The organism is Variovorax sp. HJSM1_2 (genome assembly GCF_049316285.1).
Taxonomy (GTDB): Bacteria; Pseudomonadota; Gammaproteobacteria; order Burkholderiales; family Burkholderiaceae_C; genus Rhodoferax_B.
The window spans coordinates 31,824-47,448 of record NZ_JBMOXA010000034.1 but is presented as its reverse complement, the minus strand read 5'-3'; the positions used below and the strand labels follow the sequence as shown (position 1 = coordinate 47,448).

The window sequence follows — 15,625 nt, the reverse complement described above, 5'->3', positions numbered from 1 at the left end:
TAATTGCTCGTGCGGCTTGACCCTATAACTTTGATCGTCAGATCAGGGTGTTATGCCAAGTTGACGCATTCAAAAAATACCAACCGGTACGCTGCAAAAGCTAACCCGGTGCTGATTAAATCTCTATGAATTCGCTGTGCTGACATGTGTCAGTCCAGCAAACAGTTATGCCTGATGACCATAGCGAGTTGGTCCCACTCCTTCCCATCCCGAACAGGACAGTGAAACGACTCCGCGCCGATGATAGTGCGGGTTCCCGTGTGAAAGTAGGTCATCGTCAGGCTATTATCTAGAAACGCCCCAGTCTCCAAAGGACTGGGGCGCTTCGCTTTGGGGCGAGCGAAAATAAATCACAGCGTTTCATTACATTGCCTATCGAACTCCCCATGCCCAGCCTATTGGTCCAATATTGATTGGACTCAACAGGGTTAATGGAGCTGAGATGCTGGCTCTGAAAGTTGGAGGTCCATATGAGTGCTGATCAATTCAGTTTGCCGGGCATGGATGAAGACCAGCCAAACTGTCCTCTGGATCATGTGACAACGACCAGAGGCAGCGCTAACGGCTATTCGCTCTTCTTTGCCATTTTTCCCGAGCAACAGGATACGAGCCAGTTGGTTGCCGCGGCTGCAAAGTTGCAATCACAGCATGGGCTCAAGGGGCGCTTGCAAGCTGCAGAGCGCTTGCACATTTCTCTCTACAGCGTTGCCTCGTTCGAAAACGAACTACCTCAACGGGTAGTGGATGCTGCCATCCGTGCGGCGGAAAGTGTGGCGTGTTCTTGCATACCGATAGTCTGGAATCGAGCCGCACACTACCCGCACGGAGACGGGTTCATGCTTTTAGCTGATGAGGCCACGCAGCAAGCCGTTGCCTATCTGCAAAAAGCACTCGGTTTGGCTTTGCAGCGTACCAACGTGAAAGGGGCACGCTCGACGGGTCATGCGCATATGACCTTGTTGTACGACTCAGGCGCCGTTCCGCTAGAGAGCCCGCTGGTCGCTCCGATCACATGGACCGCGACCCGCTTTGCACTGGTCATCAGTCATAAAGGGCTTAGCCACTACCAGTGGATTGGCGAGTGGCCACTACAGAGCGCCTCGGCTTCCGCAACCTAGCCACTAGCAACTTGAGCTGGTATTAGAGAGTCCGGACACTCCGGGATTACGGCTCAAGCGCTGTGCCTGCTCACGCATGCATGGCCATTAAAGCGCTTCAAATATGCGCAGGGTGCTATTCTTTTAGATAGCTTGATGTGTGACCAGTCCCGCCAAATCGGCCCAGCCGGTTAGCATCAACCTCGCGCCGGCGACATTGGTCGCGCAGGCTACGTTGTGTACGTCACAGGCGCGCACCAGAGCGTTGATGTCGGGCTCATGGGGTTGTGAGGTCATGGGGTCGCGCAGAAAGATCACTGCGTCGACCTGGCCGATTGCCAAACGCGCGCCGATCTGCAGGTCGCCACCGAGCGGCCCACTCAGCAGGCATTCCACCTCCAGACCCAACTCCCGCTGCAAGCGGCCGCCGGTTGTGCCGGTGGCCATGAGGGTACAGGTTTGCAGGTAGGGCCGAAACTCCGCTGCCAGTTGCAGCATGTCGTTCTTTTTGGCGTCGTGGGCGATGAGAGCAAGGTTCATGGCTGGGATCTTATCGCGACGATTTGCCGGCGGCTGCCTTCACCGTTGTGGAGATGTTCATTGGCGGCGCCGAACCCCTGGATTATTTTCTACCGCCAGGGCCACCGACGGGCGAGCATGCTGCCACGTGCTTGTCGGCGATGGGCGGTATGCGTACCTTCTTGCACAGCAGTTTGAGGGCTCTGCTATCGAGTTGCTAGCTGTGTTTGCAGGGCTATTGCGCTCAAGAGCTTCATTTGATTTGAATCTTCAGGAACCTTTGGGGACTGCGTGTGCTCCTTTGAGGGGGCCCCCTGTTGCGGGTTGGGCACCTTCCCTGAATCAGTTTCACCCTAAGGAATCGAAACCCATGCTCCTAAGCCGTACCGTTGCGCGCGTTGTATTTGTATTTTTCATAGGCTTGTTCTCTTTCATCGGGGGGGCGGCGGCAGCGCGTGAGATGGTCAGCATCAAGGGGGCCGTCGCCAACTTGCGCACGGCGCCAAGTACACGCGCGGAGGTCGCGTGGGAGTTGCAGCGCGGCTACCCGCTGGAAGTGCTGCAACGCAAAGGCGATTGGCTGCAGGTGCGCGATTTTGAAAACGACCGTGGTTGGATTGCGCGCAGCACGAGTACCAAAACGCCGCACCATGTGGTCAAGGCCAAGGTCGCCAATCTGCGCAGTGCTCCAAGCCAAAGTGCGCGCGTGGTGGGCAAAGTGCAGCGGCTGGAAGTGTTGCGCACCGTGCAGAAAAAGGGGGCGTGGGTAAAGGTGAAGCGCAGCAATGGCCAAACGGCTTGGGTGGCCGCAAGTTTGTTGTGGGGCTGGTAGCGCCGAACCAACCGAGGCCGGATTGGTCATTGCTGCCAGGAACCTCAAGCTTTGCGCACCGTCAATCAAAAATGAAACTTCGCTCAAAGATTGAGTAAAAATGTATCGCAACCCTACAATGCTCGTTTGCTGCCACCACGGCCGTTCCAGTGAGGAGCTAGCGTTTGCGTTCAGAATCACCTGCGTACCGAGCCGATCCCGTTGCGGATGGCGTCATTGCCGAAATCTTGGGCCCTTGCACGCCCAGCCCTCTCGCGCTTAATGCCACAGATTGGATCCATGCTTGCGCCGAGCAGTGGACGCATATTGGGCAGGTCAACCGATGCATCGCCACGTGGACCAGCAACGCTGACCTGCAGGCTTGGCAGCCTCCTCCAGGGGTGGAGCCCCACGTAGCGGCGGCGTTGCGGCGTTACCTGAGCGCGGGGCAGGATCTGCCCGATTGGGCCGACCCCGTGCGCATCCAGCGGGCCGAAGAAATCTTCATGGACTACGGTGCGCTGTCCTGCGTGCTGTTGTTTTGCTCCAGCCTGCCCGAGTGTTACGTAGTGCCCGATCTGGCCTCCGTGCTGCACGAGACGGGGCAGTTGGAGAAACGCACTGAGTACCGCATCCGCTCCACCGCCGCAATGATTTTTCCGGTCATGATGCGTGGCGGGTTGACCTTGGGCACAGGCGGCGGTGTGGCGCAGGTATTGAAAGTCCGCTTGATCCACGCCATGGTGCGCCATCTGATCCTGCACGACAGCCCCGAGGCAGCGCTCGCGTCGCCGACACATGGCAACGTAGCTTCGCTGGAGTCCAAGCCGCAAGACATGTACCAAGCCTTGTTTGCGCGTGGTTGGGTGGCGGATGACAACGGTCTGCCATGCAACCAGCAGGAGCTGGCCTACACCTTGCTGACCTTTGGTTATGTGTTTCTGCGCAGCATGCGCCGGCTGGGGATAGGCCTGACCACGCAAGACGAAGAAGCATATTTGCACGCCTGGAACGTAGTCGGCCACGTCCTGGGTATTGAGCGCGGTTTGATGGCCGAGACCATGGCCGAGGCTGAGGCGCTGTTCACACGCATGCAACTGGAAGGCTGCGCGCGCAGCCTCACGCCAGATCCACGCCCGCCTCTGGCACAGGCGCTCATGAACACCATGAAGGAGGCGATTCCCTGGCGTCTGGCAAATGCCTTTCCGGTGTTGATGACGGGCTACCTGTGCGGCCGCAAAACCATGAAGGCACTGGGCTTGACCGGGCCGGTCGCGCTGGCGTCCTGGGCCGCGTTTGTGCTGCTGATGTGGCTGATCCGCGGGTTCGACTGGCTGGTGCGTCTGGTGGTGCCGAGCTTCTCGGTGTCGCGCTTCCTGTCGCGTGTGGTGGGCTATCAGTTGCTCAGCAAAATCCTGATGGACCAGACCCGTCCCTTGAAGCTTCCGGATGCCTTGCTGACACAGGTCAGCGGCATGGTCGACGGCTGGGGCAGTGACCCCAAGGCTCCGCAGTGGCTTAACACGCTGGAAGACCGGCTCACCACGCCGGGTGGCTGGGCACCTTCTGTTGCGCCGGCCGCCGCAGCTTCGGTTACGTCCTCCGACCAGACCGCCTGACACCATGTGCGGCATGCCCCCTCTTCATTCCCTTGTGCGGCTGATGTGCTGCTGGCTGCTGATGGTGTTGAGCTTGTCTGCGACGGCACAGACGGCCGCGCTCAACGACGCTGGCAAGGTTTCGCAGGCGCCTCTGTTGCTGCACGCCGACAGCAGCCGCGTCGACTTGTGGCCCACGGTCAGTGTTTTCTTCGACACGCAACATGACCAAAGCGTCCGCACCCTGATGGATGCGCCCCAGGTTTTTGCGCCGCCCACCACGGCACATTCCACGCTGGGCCTGCGCAAGGAGCCGGTGTGGTTCAAGGTGCCTTTGCGCGTGGCGGTGAACGCCAAGCCCTTGTGGATGCTGGAGCTGGACTACGCCGTGCTCAACCGCATCGATGTCTATCTGGTGCAAAACCGACAGGTGTTGTCTCACACCTTGTTAGGCAACCTGCAAACCTATACCGGCACCGAGCGGGTGGGGCGCTCGCATGCCACCATGCTGCATCTTGATCCCGGGCAAGACTACGAGCTGCTGGTGCGCGTGGAAACGGCCGGCGCGATGATTGTGCCGATGACGCTGAACCGTCCCTCCACCTATATGCGACACGCGCTGGCGGAGCAAATGTTGCAGGGCTTGATGGTTGGTTTGTCGCTTTGTCTGGTGGTCTACAGCTTGACCAACTGGTTTGGCCTGCGCGACCGCATCTTCCTGAAATATGCCCTGCTGGTGCTGGGAGGCTTGCTGTTCTCCATGTTGCAGTTCGGCGTCGGCGCGCAGTTCCTGTGGACCAACAGCCGATGGATGGAGACCCACATGGCGGTAATTTCCGCCTTGATCTCGGCCTGTGCATTTTTTCTGTTTTTTGAACACGTGCTGGCAGGACCGGATGCGCCGCGCTGGTTTTCTCCGCTGATGAAAACCGGCGCATGGCTCACCGTGGTCTTCATGGTGAGCCATGCGCTAGACCTGATCAACACCCAGACCAGCAGCAACATCGTCGGCATATTGGGCATCGTGCCCACGCTGGCGGCCTTGCCTGTGGCGGTGAGTGGCCTGCGCCGTGGCAATACTTTGGGCATTTATGTGGTGTTGGGTGCGCTGCTGTACTTTGCCGCCGTGATCACCATGACTGGTGTGATTTTTGGTCGTCTGCCCATCAGCTTCTGGACACAGCACTCGGTGCAAATGGCGACACTGCTGGACACCGTTTTGTTGATGCGGCTGCTGAGCTTGCGTTCGCGCGAAATGCGTCGTGCGGCGGAACAAGCCAGCGAAGAGCGCGATGCCATGCGTTCCCTGGCGCACGCCGATCCGCTGACCGGCCTGCCGAATCGCCGAGGGCTGAACACCGCCCTCACGGCGGCGTTACCGCACAGCGGTGCGGGCAAGTTTTTGGCGGTGTTTGTGCTGGACCTGGATGGCTTCAAGCCTATCAACGACCAATACGGGCATGACGTGGGTGACGAGCTTTTGGTGGCGGTGGCGCAACGCCTGCAGCACATGGTGCGCAGCTCTGACATCGTGGCCCGCGTGGGCGGTGATGAGTTTGTGGTCATGGCCAGTGGTCTGCACAAGCTGGAGCAGGCCAGCGAATTGGGCCACAAACTGCTGGAGGCGTTTCATGCGCCATTTCAACTGACCCAGCACCGCTGCAAGGTTGGTTTGACCATTGGTTATGCACTGGCGCCGCTGGACGGCAACGATGCCAAGACATTACTCAAGCTGGCCGATGCCAGCATGTACCAAGGCAAACAGGACGGTAAACATTGTCTGCGCCGTCTGGAGCACGGCAAGCCGGGCCTGACGATGAGCGAACTCGGCACGTCTTCTACCGCAGCGGCATAAGAGCGGCGCTCAGCGGTCGAGATGCGGCGCGCCCAATGGTGATGGGCGTGTCACCACGGGTGGCTCCCAGGGCTCCTTGGCGACACTGCGCAAACGCAAACCCATGAAGAGCAGCAGCACGCCAAAAACCATCACATAACACGCTGTGAGCCACACCAGCGCCACGGCTCCAGCGGCGGGGTCGATCAGCATCGCGGCGCCAAACAGCACCGACACCACGCCGGACAAAATCAGCATCCATTCGCCGCGCATCGACTTGCGCACGCGAACAGCCGCCACAATTTGGAACACACCCATGGCCAGCGACCAACAGGCCACAAACAGCAGCAGCGTCAAGGCGGTCACGCCTGGCCAAGCGAAGGTCACCAAGCCAACCGCCACACCCGCCACACCGACAATGGCCAACGACCACCAAGGGCGGTTCTGCTCGCGTATCTGGTAGGCCGTCACCAAACTGATCAATCCGTCCATCAGCGCATAAGCGCCCCAGCACAGCGTCAGAATCTCCAGCGTTTGCACTGGCATGACAAACGCCAGCAGGCTCAAAACAATAGCCGCCAAGCCGCGAACCACAATCCAGTGCCATTGGCGGCTCATCTGCATTAAGAAATAGTCACGTTGCATGGCTCGTCCCGGGAAATCGTCGATGGTGCACTTTGCGCGCAATTCAAGCTGACTTTGCCACGTAATTTGGATTTTTCAAAGTGTTTGTCGTTTGTGTGCTAATGCCAATGTGTATGCAGCATTGCCTCGCCAACACAACAGAAAACCTTTGAAATTCGTCTCACCAAGGTTTTTGAAGCAAAAAGCTACTGGAAAATAAAGGGAAAACCCTTATATTTGGCGGATGTCGTCATCCGCGCCAATACCGCCTCAATCCAATGCCCAATCGGCACCCGTGGCTGCCACAGCTGCAGTCAAGCCAACATCGTTGGCGGGATTTTTCGCGCCGAATACCAAGACTGCCTGGGCTGCTTCGGTGCCAGTGCGCACGCTGGGACCGGCTCACCGGGAACGTATTGCCCAACATTTGTTGGCACTGGATACACGCGACCGCTATTTGCGCTTTGGCTACCCGGCCAGCGACGAGCAGGTCAGGCGTTATGTGGACGGCATGAATTTCGGTGTTGACGACGTTTTTGGCATCTACAACCGGCAACTCCAGTTGATCGCGGTGGCCCATCTGGCGTTTACCGTGAACGAGAACCTGTCATCAGGCGCCGAGTTTGGCGTTTCGGTATCGCCGCACGCCCGTGGCCGCGGCTATGGTGCGCGCCTGTTCGAGCGCGCAGCGCGCCACGCGCGCAACGAAGGTGTGGCGGTGCTGCACATCCATGCGCTGAGCGAAAACCGCACCATGCTCAACATCGCGCGGAATGCCGGGGCCACGGTGGAGCGCCATGGTTCCGAGGCTGAAGCCTTTCTGCGGCTGGCACCGGCGACCTTCGACAGCCGGGTGACGGAAATGGTAGAAGAGCACCTGGCCTTCACCGACTACAGCCTGAAAGCGCAGGCCAAACAATTTCGACGGTTCTGGCGCGGCTTGCAGTCGGCTTAAAGGCCGTCCATGCACTGCCGCTGAATGAAAATCCGCGCGCCCCGATTGCATACTGTGAAGTATTCCGCATCACGCAGTGGCAATCCGCTATCCTTACGCTTCTTCCACAACCGCACGTCCTGCAACTTCGTCTGTGTCAGACCCCTATCCCGCGCGCTCCTCGGCTCTACCTGACCGGGAAGATAAGCGCAGTTTTCTGCAAAAACTGGCTGAGTTCATCCACCCTGGGCCCGACTCTCGGGCGGAGTTGATCGAAACCCTGGCCGAAGCTGAAAACAACGACGTCATAGGCGCCGAATCTCGGGTCATGCTCGAAGGTGTGCTGCGTATGGCAGACCAGACCGCAGGCGACGTGATGGTGGCCGCCACCCGCATGGACTGCTTGAGCATCGATGCCCCCTACGAGGCCTTGCTGCACCAGGTGATCGACACCGCGCACTCGCGCTTCCCGGTGTATGAGGGCGAAAAAGAAAACATCATTGGCATTCTGCTGGCCAAAGACCTGCTCAAACTGCAGCGTGCGCCAGAATTGAATTTGCGTGCACTGTTGCGCCCGGCGGTGTTTGTGCCCGAGTCCAAGGGGCTGAACGATTTGCTGCGCGAGTTTCGCGGCAACCGCAACCACCTGGCCATCGTGATTGACGAGTTTGGCCGCGTGGCCGGGCTGATCACGATTGAAGATGTGCTGGAGCAAATCGTCGGTGAGATCGAAGACGAGTTCGACATTGCCGAAGACGAAGGCGACATTTTTGGCCTGGCCGACCGCACCTACCGTGTCAGTGGCGACACGCCCATAGAGCGTGTCAACGAAGCGTTTGGCGTGCACATCACCAGCTCCGACCCCGAAGACGCGTTCGACACCATCGGTGGCCTGATTTCGCACGAAATGGGCCATGTGCCCAAGCGTGGTGAACATCTTGCATTGGCCGGATTGAATTTCGTGGTGCTGCACAACAAGGGTGGCGCCGTGCGCTGGTTCAAGGTCTCACCGGTGCAGGACGCCGACCTCACCGGTTGATGCATAAGTTGGTCGCGCACCACCGGCAAGCAGCGCCGGGCTGGATGGCGGGCCGGCCGGCTTGGCTTGCCGCCATCGGTGCCGGGCTGGCGCAGGCCGCCTCCATCGCCAACCCATTCGATGGCCAACCCGTGTGGTGGCTGCAGATTCTGTCGATGGCTGGGCTGGTCGCCTTGTTGGAAGCCGCTGCCACGTGGCGTGGCGCCGCTGTGCGGGGCTGGTTTTTTGCCACCGCGTGGCTCACGGGCACGTTCTGGTGGCTGTTCATCTCTATGCACACCTACGGCGGCCTGGCGGCCCCCCTGGCGGTGTTGGCGGTGCTAGGCTTGGCCGCGACCCTGGCTTTGTATTACGCCTTGGTGTGTGGCTTGTTCAAGGCCTTGGCGCCGGACAACCATGTGGCACGCGCTATTGTTTTTGCAAGTCTTTGGCTGCTGGCCGAACTCGCGCGTGGTGTCTGGTTCACCGGTTTCCCTTGGGGCGCGGGCGGTTATGCACACCTAGACGGCCTGGGCCTTTTGGCACGCTACATCGGTGTTTATGGCATAGGCTGGGTGGCCTCGGTGCTGGCCTGCCTGCTGGTGGCGGCGGGACGGCAACGCCAAGCGACGCACAAAAGTGGCCCGGCCATAGGGCTGTTTGCCGTGCTGCTGTTGCTGGCCGTGGCCTCGCGCCTGGGTGAGCCCGGAGCCGAACCCGAAGCCGCCACCACCAACGACCGCCTGCAGGTCTCGCTGCTGCAAGGCAACATCCCCCAGGACGAAAAGTTCGAACAAGGTTCGGGCGTGGTCACGGCACTGCAGTGGTATGGCGAGCAGTTGGGGGCTGCGCGTACCCCGCTGGTGGTGGCGCCAGAGACCGCGCTGCCGTTGCTGCCGCAGCAACTGCCTCCCGGGTATTGGGACGGCTTACAAAAACGCTTTGCCACGGGAGAGCAGACCGTCATGCTGGGTTTGCCACTAGGCAACCAGCGTGACGGCTACACCAATGCGGTCATGGGTTTCCAGCCCGGAGTGGCCGAGCACTACACCTATGCCAAGCACCACCTGGTGCCGTTTGGCGAGTTCATTCCGCCGCTGTTCAAATGGTTCACCGAGCTGATGAACATCCCGCTGGGTGACTTCAACCGGGGCGCGGTGGGACAGGCCTCGCTGACCCTGCAGGGCCAACGCCTGGCGCCGAACATTTGCTATGAAGATTTGTTTGGTGAAGAGCTGGGCGCACGTTTTATCGACCCGGCGCAGGCGCCCACCATCTTCGTCAACTTCAGCAACATAGGCTGGTTTGGCGACTCGCTGGCCATAGACCAGCACTTGAGCATTTCGCGTATGCGGGCGCTGGAGTTTGAACGCCCCATGATACGCGCCACCAACACCGGGGCCACGGCCATCATCGACCACCGCGGGCGAGTGACGCAGCAACTGCCGCGCCTCACGCGTGGTGTGCTGGTGGGTGAAGTGCAGGGGCGTGGCCTCTCCGCCGAGACCGGCTGGCAGATCACACCGTTCGCCTGGTGGGTCTCGCGCTTTGGGCTATGGCCACTTTGGGCCTTGGGTGTGTTGGGCCTGGCTTTGGGCCTGACGTTACGTTTAGTAGCACGCCGCCCCTGCGCGTAGCGGCAGTATGGTGCATCCGGCGCATGGCCGGATGCCGCATCAGCATGGTTGCAGGCACCCACAAACCAGCGTCTTGTATTGCAATAGCGGCTCTCGTTCCCCTGTTCCAAAACTGCAAAAAAAGGACGCTTCCATGTATAGCTCTACCCGTTTGCGCGCTTACGCCGCCGCAGCTGTTTTGCTCGCCGCCACGGCCATAGCGCAGGCCCAGACCGCTTTGCCAAACGTGGTCATCCTGGCCACCGGAGGCACCATCGCCGGTGCTGGCGCCTCGGCCATCAACAGCGCCACCTATGCGGCTGCCAAGGTTGGCGTTGACAAGCTGATTGCCGGCCTGCCGGAACTGGCCAAGGTCGCCAACGTGCGTGGCGAGCAGGTGTTCCAGGTGGCCTCGGAAAGCCTGACCAACGACAACCTGCTGACCCTGGCCAAACGGGTTTCGGCGCTGGCCAAACAGCCCGACGTGGACGGCATCGTCATCACCCACGGCACCGACACGGTGGAAGAAACCGCGTTCTTCCTGACACTGACCGTGCATACCAACAAGCCCATCGTGATGGTGGCGTCCATGCGTCCGGGAACCGCGCTGTCGGCCGACGGTGCGTTGAACCTGTATGACGCCGTGAGTGTGGCCGGCAGCAAGGACGCCATGGGCAAGGGTGTGTTGCTGACCATGAACGACAGCATAGAAAGCGGCCGCGACGTCAGCAAGAACTTCAACATCAAGCCCAGCGCCTTTGTCAGCCAATGGGGTTCGCTTGGCATGGTGGTGGAAGGCCGCAACTACTGGTTCCGTGCGCCTGTGAAGCGCCACACCATGAACTCCGAGTTCGACATCGACACCATCAACAGCTTGCCGGCCGTTGAAATCGCCATGGGCTACGAAGGTGTGGCTTCCACCGCCATCGACGCGCTGGGCAAAAGCGGCATCAAGGCGCTGATACACGGTGGCCCGGGCAACGGTTCGGTGGCTGACCGCATCGTGCCCAGCCTACAAAAGCTGCGCACCGATGGCATCGTGGTGATCCGTTCGTCACGTGTGCCGGATGGTTTTGTGATCCGCAACGCCGAGCAGCCGGATGACAAATACGACTGGGTGGTGGCACACGATCTGCGCCCACAAAAGGCGCGCATTCTGGCCATGGTGGCCTTGACCAAGACCAGCGACACCAAGGAGCTGCAACGTATCTTCTGGGAGTATTGAGCTTGCCGCGCCGCTGACGGCGCTTGATCAGCCCTGAAAACCTGGCGTGTTAATCGATGCGCCAGGTTTTTCGTCTTTCAGTGCGTTGGCTTGTTTTCGGCTCTTCGTCATCTTTGCCATTGATTGGCCCTGGCTCAGGCGTGGGCAAGCGGCCCTCGCGCCAATCTCTGGTCAACTGGCGTGCGGCGCGGCCGGCGGCGCGGCGGCGTTCGCGGCGACGTTTGCGGTAGACCCACCAAGCCAGCGTGCCGCCCAGGAAAATGAGCAGTGCGATCCAGCAAAGGGCGATGACCAACGTCCAGAATACGTGTACTTGCTCTTCCATGGGTGGAGTGAATACCGGTGAGGTGATGCAGGGCGGGCTGCGGCCGGCCGCGGGCGCATACAAGGCCCTGAGTTTGTTTCATTATGAAACATTTGTGATGCGGCCTTGCGCACAGACTGGTCTAGATGACTTTTGCCGTGAAAAAAATCACGTCTTCGCGTCTTCCGTACCACAGGGCGACTCGCCCGTAAAATGTTCCTTTACCCCGGACGCGACTTGCCCGTGGAGCCATGGGCTTCGCGGTGAGGCTTCCGTTTTCTGCGGCAACGCAGTTGCACCCACTTGCCAGACCTTCATGTTGACATTCCAGCAAATCATTCTGAAATTGCAGTCCTATTGGGCTGACCAGGGTTGCGCACTTTTGCAGCCTTATGACATGGAGGTCGGCGCTGGTACGTCGCACACAGCTACGTTTTTGAGAGCAATCGGCCCCGAACCCTGGAAAGCCGCCTATGTGCAGCCCAGCCGCCGCCCAAAAGACGGCCGCTACGGCGAGAACCCCAACCGCCTGCAGCACTACTACCAATACCAGGTGGTGCTCAAGCCCGCGCCGGCCAACATCCTCGAGCTCTACCTCGGCTCGCTTGAAGCGCTGGGTTTTGACCTGAAGAAAAACGACATCCGTTTTGTCGAAGACGACTGGGAAAATCCAACCCTGGGCGCCTGGGGCCTGGGCTGGGAAGTCTGGCTCAACGGCATGGAGGTCACGCAGTTCACCTACTTCCAGCAGGTTGGTGGCATCGACTGCAAGCCGGCCACCGGCGAAATCACCTACGGCCTGGAGCGCCTGGCCATGTACCTGCAGGGTGTGGACAACGTCTACAACCTGAAGTGGACTGAAAACCTGAGTTATGGCGACGTCTACAAACAAAACGAAGTCGAACAATCGACCTACAACTTCGAGCATAGCGACGCCGACTTCTTGTTCACCGCCTTCAATGCGCACGAAAAACAAGCCAAGCACCTGATGGAGCAACAGCTGGCGCTGCCGGCCTATGAGCAGGTGCTCAAGGCCGCACACAGCTTCAACCTGCTGGACGCACGCGGCGCCATCAGCGTGACCGAACGTGCTGCCTACATCGGCCGCATCCGCAACCTCGCGCGCAGCGTGGCGCAAAGTTATTACGAGAGCCGCGAGCGCCTGGGTTTCCCCATGGCACCACGCGAATGGGTAGAACAAATGAGCAAGAAGGCTGCTTGAGAAGAGACATGACAAACATGACCACGACCACCGCCAGCACCCAAAACCTTCTTGTTGAACTGTTTGTTGAAGAGCTGCCGCCCAAGGCGCTGAACAAGCTGGGCAACGCTTTTGCCAGCGTGTTGTTCGACCAGCTGGCCGCCCAGGGCCTGACCGCCGCTGGCGCCAAGCTCACCGCTTACGCCTCGCCACGCCGCCTGGCTGTGCACATCACGCAAGTCGCCGCACGTGCCGAAGACAAAGCCGTGTCGCAAAAACTCATGCCCGTGAGTGTGGGCCTGGATGCGGCTGGCAACGCCACACCCGCCTTGCTCAAACGCCTGGGCGCACTGGGTGCCGGCCCGGAAGCCGTCGCCGGTTTGAAGCGTGCCGTGGACGGCAAGGCCGAAGCGCTGTTTTACGACAGCATGGTGGCTGGCGCTGCGCTGGCCGATGGCCTGCAAAAGGCTTTGGCCGAAGCCATCGCCAAGCTGCCGATTCCCAAGGTCATGTCTTACCAACTGGAAACCGGCTGCGAGCTGCCAGGCTGGAGCAGCGTGAGCTTTGTGCGCCCGGCGCATGGCCTGGTGGCCCTGTACGGCAACGACGTGGTGCCCGGCGTGACCGCCCTGGGCCTGACCGCCGGCCGCAACACCCACGGCCACCGTTTTGAGGCGCGTGTGGATCCCGTGGTGCTGGCAAATGCCGACAGCTACGCCAGCCAACTGCGCGAAGAGGGCGCCGTGATCGCCAGCTTTGCCGAACGCAAGGCCGAGATCACACGCCAGTTGGCGGCCGCTGCGGCCAAGATTGGTGGTGGTGTGCAAGCGATTGAAGACGACGCGCTGCTCGACGAAGTGACCGCCCTGGTCGAACGCCCGAACGTGTTGACCTGCGCCTTCGAGACCGAGTTTCTGGCCGTGCCGCAAGAGTGCCTGATCCTCACCATGAAGGCCAACCAAAAGTATTTTCCGCTGCTGGACGCACAGGGCAAACTCACGCACCAGTTCCTGGTGGTGAGCAACATCGCCCCGGCCGATGCCAGCGCCGTGATCGGCGGCAACGAACGTGTGGTGCGTCCACGCCTGGCCGACGCCAAGTTCTTCTTCGACCAAGACCGCAAGAAGACCCTGGCCTCGCGTGTCGAAGGCCTGGGCAAGGTGGTTTATCACAACAAGCTGGGCACCCAGGGTGAACGTGTGCAGCGCGTGCGCGCCATTGCCGCCGCGATTGCGCAGCAACTGAAGTTTGACGCCACACAACTGCAGCAAGTCGACCAGGCCGCACAACTGGCCAAGACCGACCTGGTGACCGACATGGTGGGCGAGTTCCCCGAACTGCAAGGCACCATGGGCCGTTACTACGCGCTCAACGATGGCCTTTCCGAGACCGTGGCCGATGCCATTGAAGACCACTACAAACCACGCTTTGCCGGTGACAGCCTGCCGCGCAACTCCGTGGGTGTGGTCAGCGCGCTGGCCGACAAACTGGAAACCTTGGTTGGCATGTTCGGCATCGGCAACCTGCCCACCGGCGACAAGGATCCGTTTGCGCTGCGCCGCCACGCCTTGGGCGTGCTGCGCATGTTGACCGAACAGGAGCTGGCGCTGGAACTCGCGCCGCTGGTTGCCGCCGCGTTTGCCGCCTTTGGCGACAAACTCACCGGTGATGTGGCTGCGGCCCAGCAGGCGCTGCTGGCCTTCATCTATGACCGCCTGGCCGGCTCGCTGCGTGAACAAGGCTATAGCGCGCAAGAGGTGGACGCGGTGCTGGCGCTGCAGCCGCAACGCCTGGCCGAAGTGCCCAAGCGCCTGGCCGCCGTGCGTGCCTTTGCCGCCTTGCCCGAAGCGGCGGCGCTGGCCGCAGCCAACAAGCGCATAGGCAACATCCTGAAGAAGGCCGGCGACACCGAGGCCGATGCCCACGTGAGCGAAGTGTTGTTGCTGGAGCCGGCCGAGAAAGCCTTGTTTGCCGCCACACAAAACATAGCGCCGCAGGCGCATGCCTTGTTTGCCAAGGGCGACTACACGGCTTCCTTGCAGGCGCTGGCCGCACTGCGTGCGCCTGTCGACGCGTTCTTCGATGGCGTGATGGTGAATGCAGAGCAGCTTGACCTGCGCCTGAACCGCCAGGGCTTGTTGAAGGTGCTGCACCAAGCCATGAACCAGGTGGCCGACCTGTCCAAACTCGCGGCCTGAGTGCCGTTTTTTTCCGGGCCCGCCATGAAATACATCATCCTCGACCGCGACGGCACCATCAACGAAGACAGCGACCAGTTCGTCAAGTCGGCCGATGAATGGATTCCCTTGCCTGGCGCGCTGGAGGCGGTTGCGCGCCTGAACCACGCCGGTTGGCATGTGGTGATCGCGTCCAACCAATCGGGCCTGGGGCGTGGCCTGTTTGACGTGGCTTCGCTCAACGCCATGCATGCCAAGATGCACCGCCTGCTGGCCGCCATGGGCGGGCGCATCGATGCCGTGTTTTATTGCCCGCATGCGCCGGGTGATGCTTGTGTCTGCCGCAAACCATCACCCGGTTTGTTCGAGCAGATCGGTGAACGTTTTGGCACCGAACTCGCGGGCGTGCCGACCGCAGGCGACAGCGCGCGTGACCTGCAGGCCGGTGTGGCTGCAGGCTGCGAGCCCCACCTGGTGCTTACCGGCAAGGCGGCACAATACCGTGGCCGCAATCTGCCCCAGGACTTGCCGGCCGAGTTTCCCAAGGGCACTTTTGTGCACGAGGACCTGTCGGCCTTTGCCAACTTCATCATCGCCCGCGAAACCGAGGCCCGTGCCGCCGCAGCGGCGTGAGCCTTGGCGCCATTTGCGCTACTATTTGCTACTG

At 60.6% G+C, this 15,625-nt stretch carries 14 protein-coding genes and 1 rRNA gene; 12 read left to right on the top strand and 3 right to left on the bottom strand.

Annotation, left to right across the window (positions count from 1 at the left end; translation table 11 throughout):
- Positions 1–170: 170 nt before the first annotated feature.
- Positions 171–283, top strand: a 5S ribosomal RNA gene (gene rrf / locus ACFQ95_RS23575).
- 187 nt (positions 284–470) lie between these two features.
- Positions 471–1,118 carry a 2'-5' RNA ligase family protein gene (locus tag ACFQ95_RS23570; protein ID WP_422835031.1) on the top strand — a complete coding sequence of 216 codons (648 nt, stop codon included), beginning with the start codon at positions 471–473 and terminating at the stop codon, positions 1,116–1,118.
- Positions 1,119–1,241: 123 nt separating this feature from the next.
- On the opposite strand, the gene ACFQ95_RS23565 is transcribed toward ACFQ95_RS23570, so the two are convergent.
- Complete coding sequence (locus tag ACFQ95_RS23565; protein ID WP_422835029.1) at positions 1,242–1,637, bottom strand: methylglyoxal synthase; 396 nt, start codon at positions 1,635–1,637, stop codon at positions 1,242–1,244.
- Positions 1,638–1,986: 349 nt separating this feature from the next.
- On the opposite strand from ACFQ95_RS23565, the gene ACFQ95_RS23560 reads away from it, so the two are divergent.
- From ACFQ95_RS23560 to ACFQ95_RS23550, 3 genes are all read left to right on the top strand, one after another.
- Entirely contained in the window at positions 1,987–2,448 is a 462-nt protein-coding gene (locus ACFQ95_RS23560; RefSeq protein ID WP_422835027.1) for an SH3 domain-containing protein, read from the top strand.
- A gap of 380 nt (positions 2,449–2,828) precedes the next feature.
- Positions 2,829–4,046: an oxygenase MpaB family protein gene (locus ACFQ95_RS23555; protein ID WP_422835025.1), complete on the top strand. Its 1,218-nt coding sequence runs from the start codon at positions 2,829–2,831 to the stop codon at positions 4,044–4,046.
- 13 nt (positions 4,047–4,059) lie between these two features.
- Positions 4,060–5,880, top strand: a complete 1,821-nt coding sequence (locus ACFQ95_RS23550) for a diguanylate cyclase domain-containing protein (protein WP_422835023.1) — start codon at positions 4,060–4,062, stop codon at positions 5,878–5,880.
- Between the two features lie 9 nt (positions 5,881–5,889).
- Here the strand turns inward: ACFQ95_RS23550 and ACFQ95_RS23545 are convergent, their stop codons facing one another.
- On the bottom strand, positions 5,890–6,504 hold the full coding sequence (locus ACFQ95_RS23545; RefSeq protein WP_422835021.1) for an HdeD family acid-resistance protein: 615 nt from the start codon (positions 6,502–6,504) through the stop codon (positions 5,890–5,892).
- A gap of 274 nt (positions 6,505–6,778) precedes the next feature.
- On the opposite strand from ACFQ95_RS23545, the gene ACFQ95_RS23540 reads away from it, so the two are divergent.
- The 4 genes from ACFQ95_RS23540 to ACFQ95_RS23525 all read left to right on the top strand — a co-directional run bounded on the left by ACFQ95_RS23540 (position 6,779) and on the right by ACFQ95_RS23525 (position 11,276).
- The gene (locus ACFQ95_RS23540; protein WP_422835019.1) at positions 6,779–7,438 is read left to right on the top strand and encodes a GNAT family N-acetyltransferase; all 660 of its coding nucleotides are present in this window, start codon (positions 6,779–6,781) and stop codon (positions 7,436–7,438) included.
- A 133-nt stretch (positions 7,439–7,571) separates the two neighbouring features.
- Positions 7,572–8,456, top strand: coding sequence for an HlyC/CorC family transporter (locus ACFQ95_RS23535; protein ID WP_422835017.1), 885 nt, complete (start codon positions 7,572–7,574; stop codon positions 8,454–8,456).
- Positions 8,457–8,500: 44 nt separating this feature from the next.
- Complete coding sequence (lnt, locus tag ACFQ95_RS23530) at positions 8,501–10,072, top strand: apolipoprotein N-acyltransferase (RefSeq protein WP_422835035.1); 1,572 nt, start codon at positions 8,501–8,503, stop codon at positions 10,070–10,072.
- A gap of 133 nt (positions 10,073–10,205) precedes the next feature.
- The gene (locus ACFQ95_RS23525; protein ID WP_422835016.1) at positions 10,206–11,276 is read left to right on the top strand and encodes a type II asparaginase; all 1,071 of its coding nucleotides are present in this window, start codon (positions 10,206–10,208) and stop codon (positions 11,274–11,276) included.
- Positions 11,277–11,325: 49 nt separating this feature from the next.
- Here ACFQ95_RS23525 and ACFQ95_RS23520 read toward each other — a convergent pair whose 3' ends face one another.
- Positions 11,326–11,601 carry a hypothetical protein gene (locus ACFQ95_RS23520; protein ID WP_422835015.1) on the bottom strand — a complete coding sequence of 92 codons (276 nt, stop codon included), beginning with the start codon at positions 11,599–11,601 and terminating at the stop codon, positions 11,326–11,328.
- Between the two features lie 295 nt (positions 11,602–11,896).
- Between ACFQ95_RS23520 and glyQ the strand changes: the two genes are divergently transcribed.
- From glyQ to gmhB, 3 genes are read left to right on the top strand one after another with little or no spacing between them, the layout of a single operon-like run.
- Positions 11,897–12,802 (top strand): glycine--tRNA ligase subunit alpha, encoded by a 906-nt coding sequence (glyQ, locus tag ACFQ95_RS23515; RefSeq protein ID WP_422835014.1) that lies wholly within the window; start codon positions 11,897–11,899, stop codon positions 12,800–12,802.
- A 17-nt stretch (positions 12,803–12,819) separates the two neighbouring features.
- Positions 12,820–14,979, top strand: a complete 2,160-nt coding sequence (glyS, locus tag ACFQ95_RS23510; RefSeq protein ID WP_422835012.1) for a glycine--tRNA ligase subunit beta — start codon at positions 12,820–12,822, stop codon at positions 14,977–14,979.
- A gap of 24 nt (positions 14,980–15,003) precedes the next feature.
- Positions 15,004–15,591: a D-glycero-beta-D-manno-heptose 1,7-bisphosphate 7-phosphatase gene (gene gmhB, locus ACFQ95_RS23505; protein WP_422835010.1), complete on the top strand. Its 588-nt coding sequence runs from the start codon at positions 15,004–15,006 to the stop codon at positions 15,589–15,591.
- Positions 15,592–15,625: the final 34 nt, after the last annotated feature.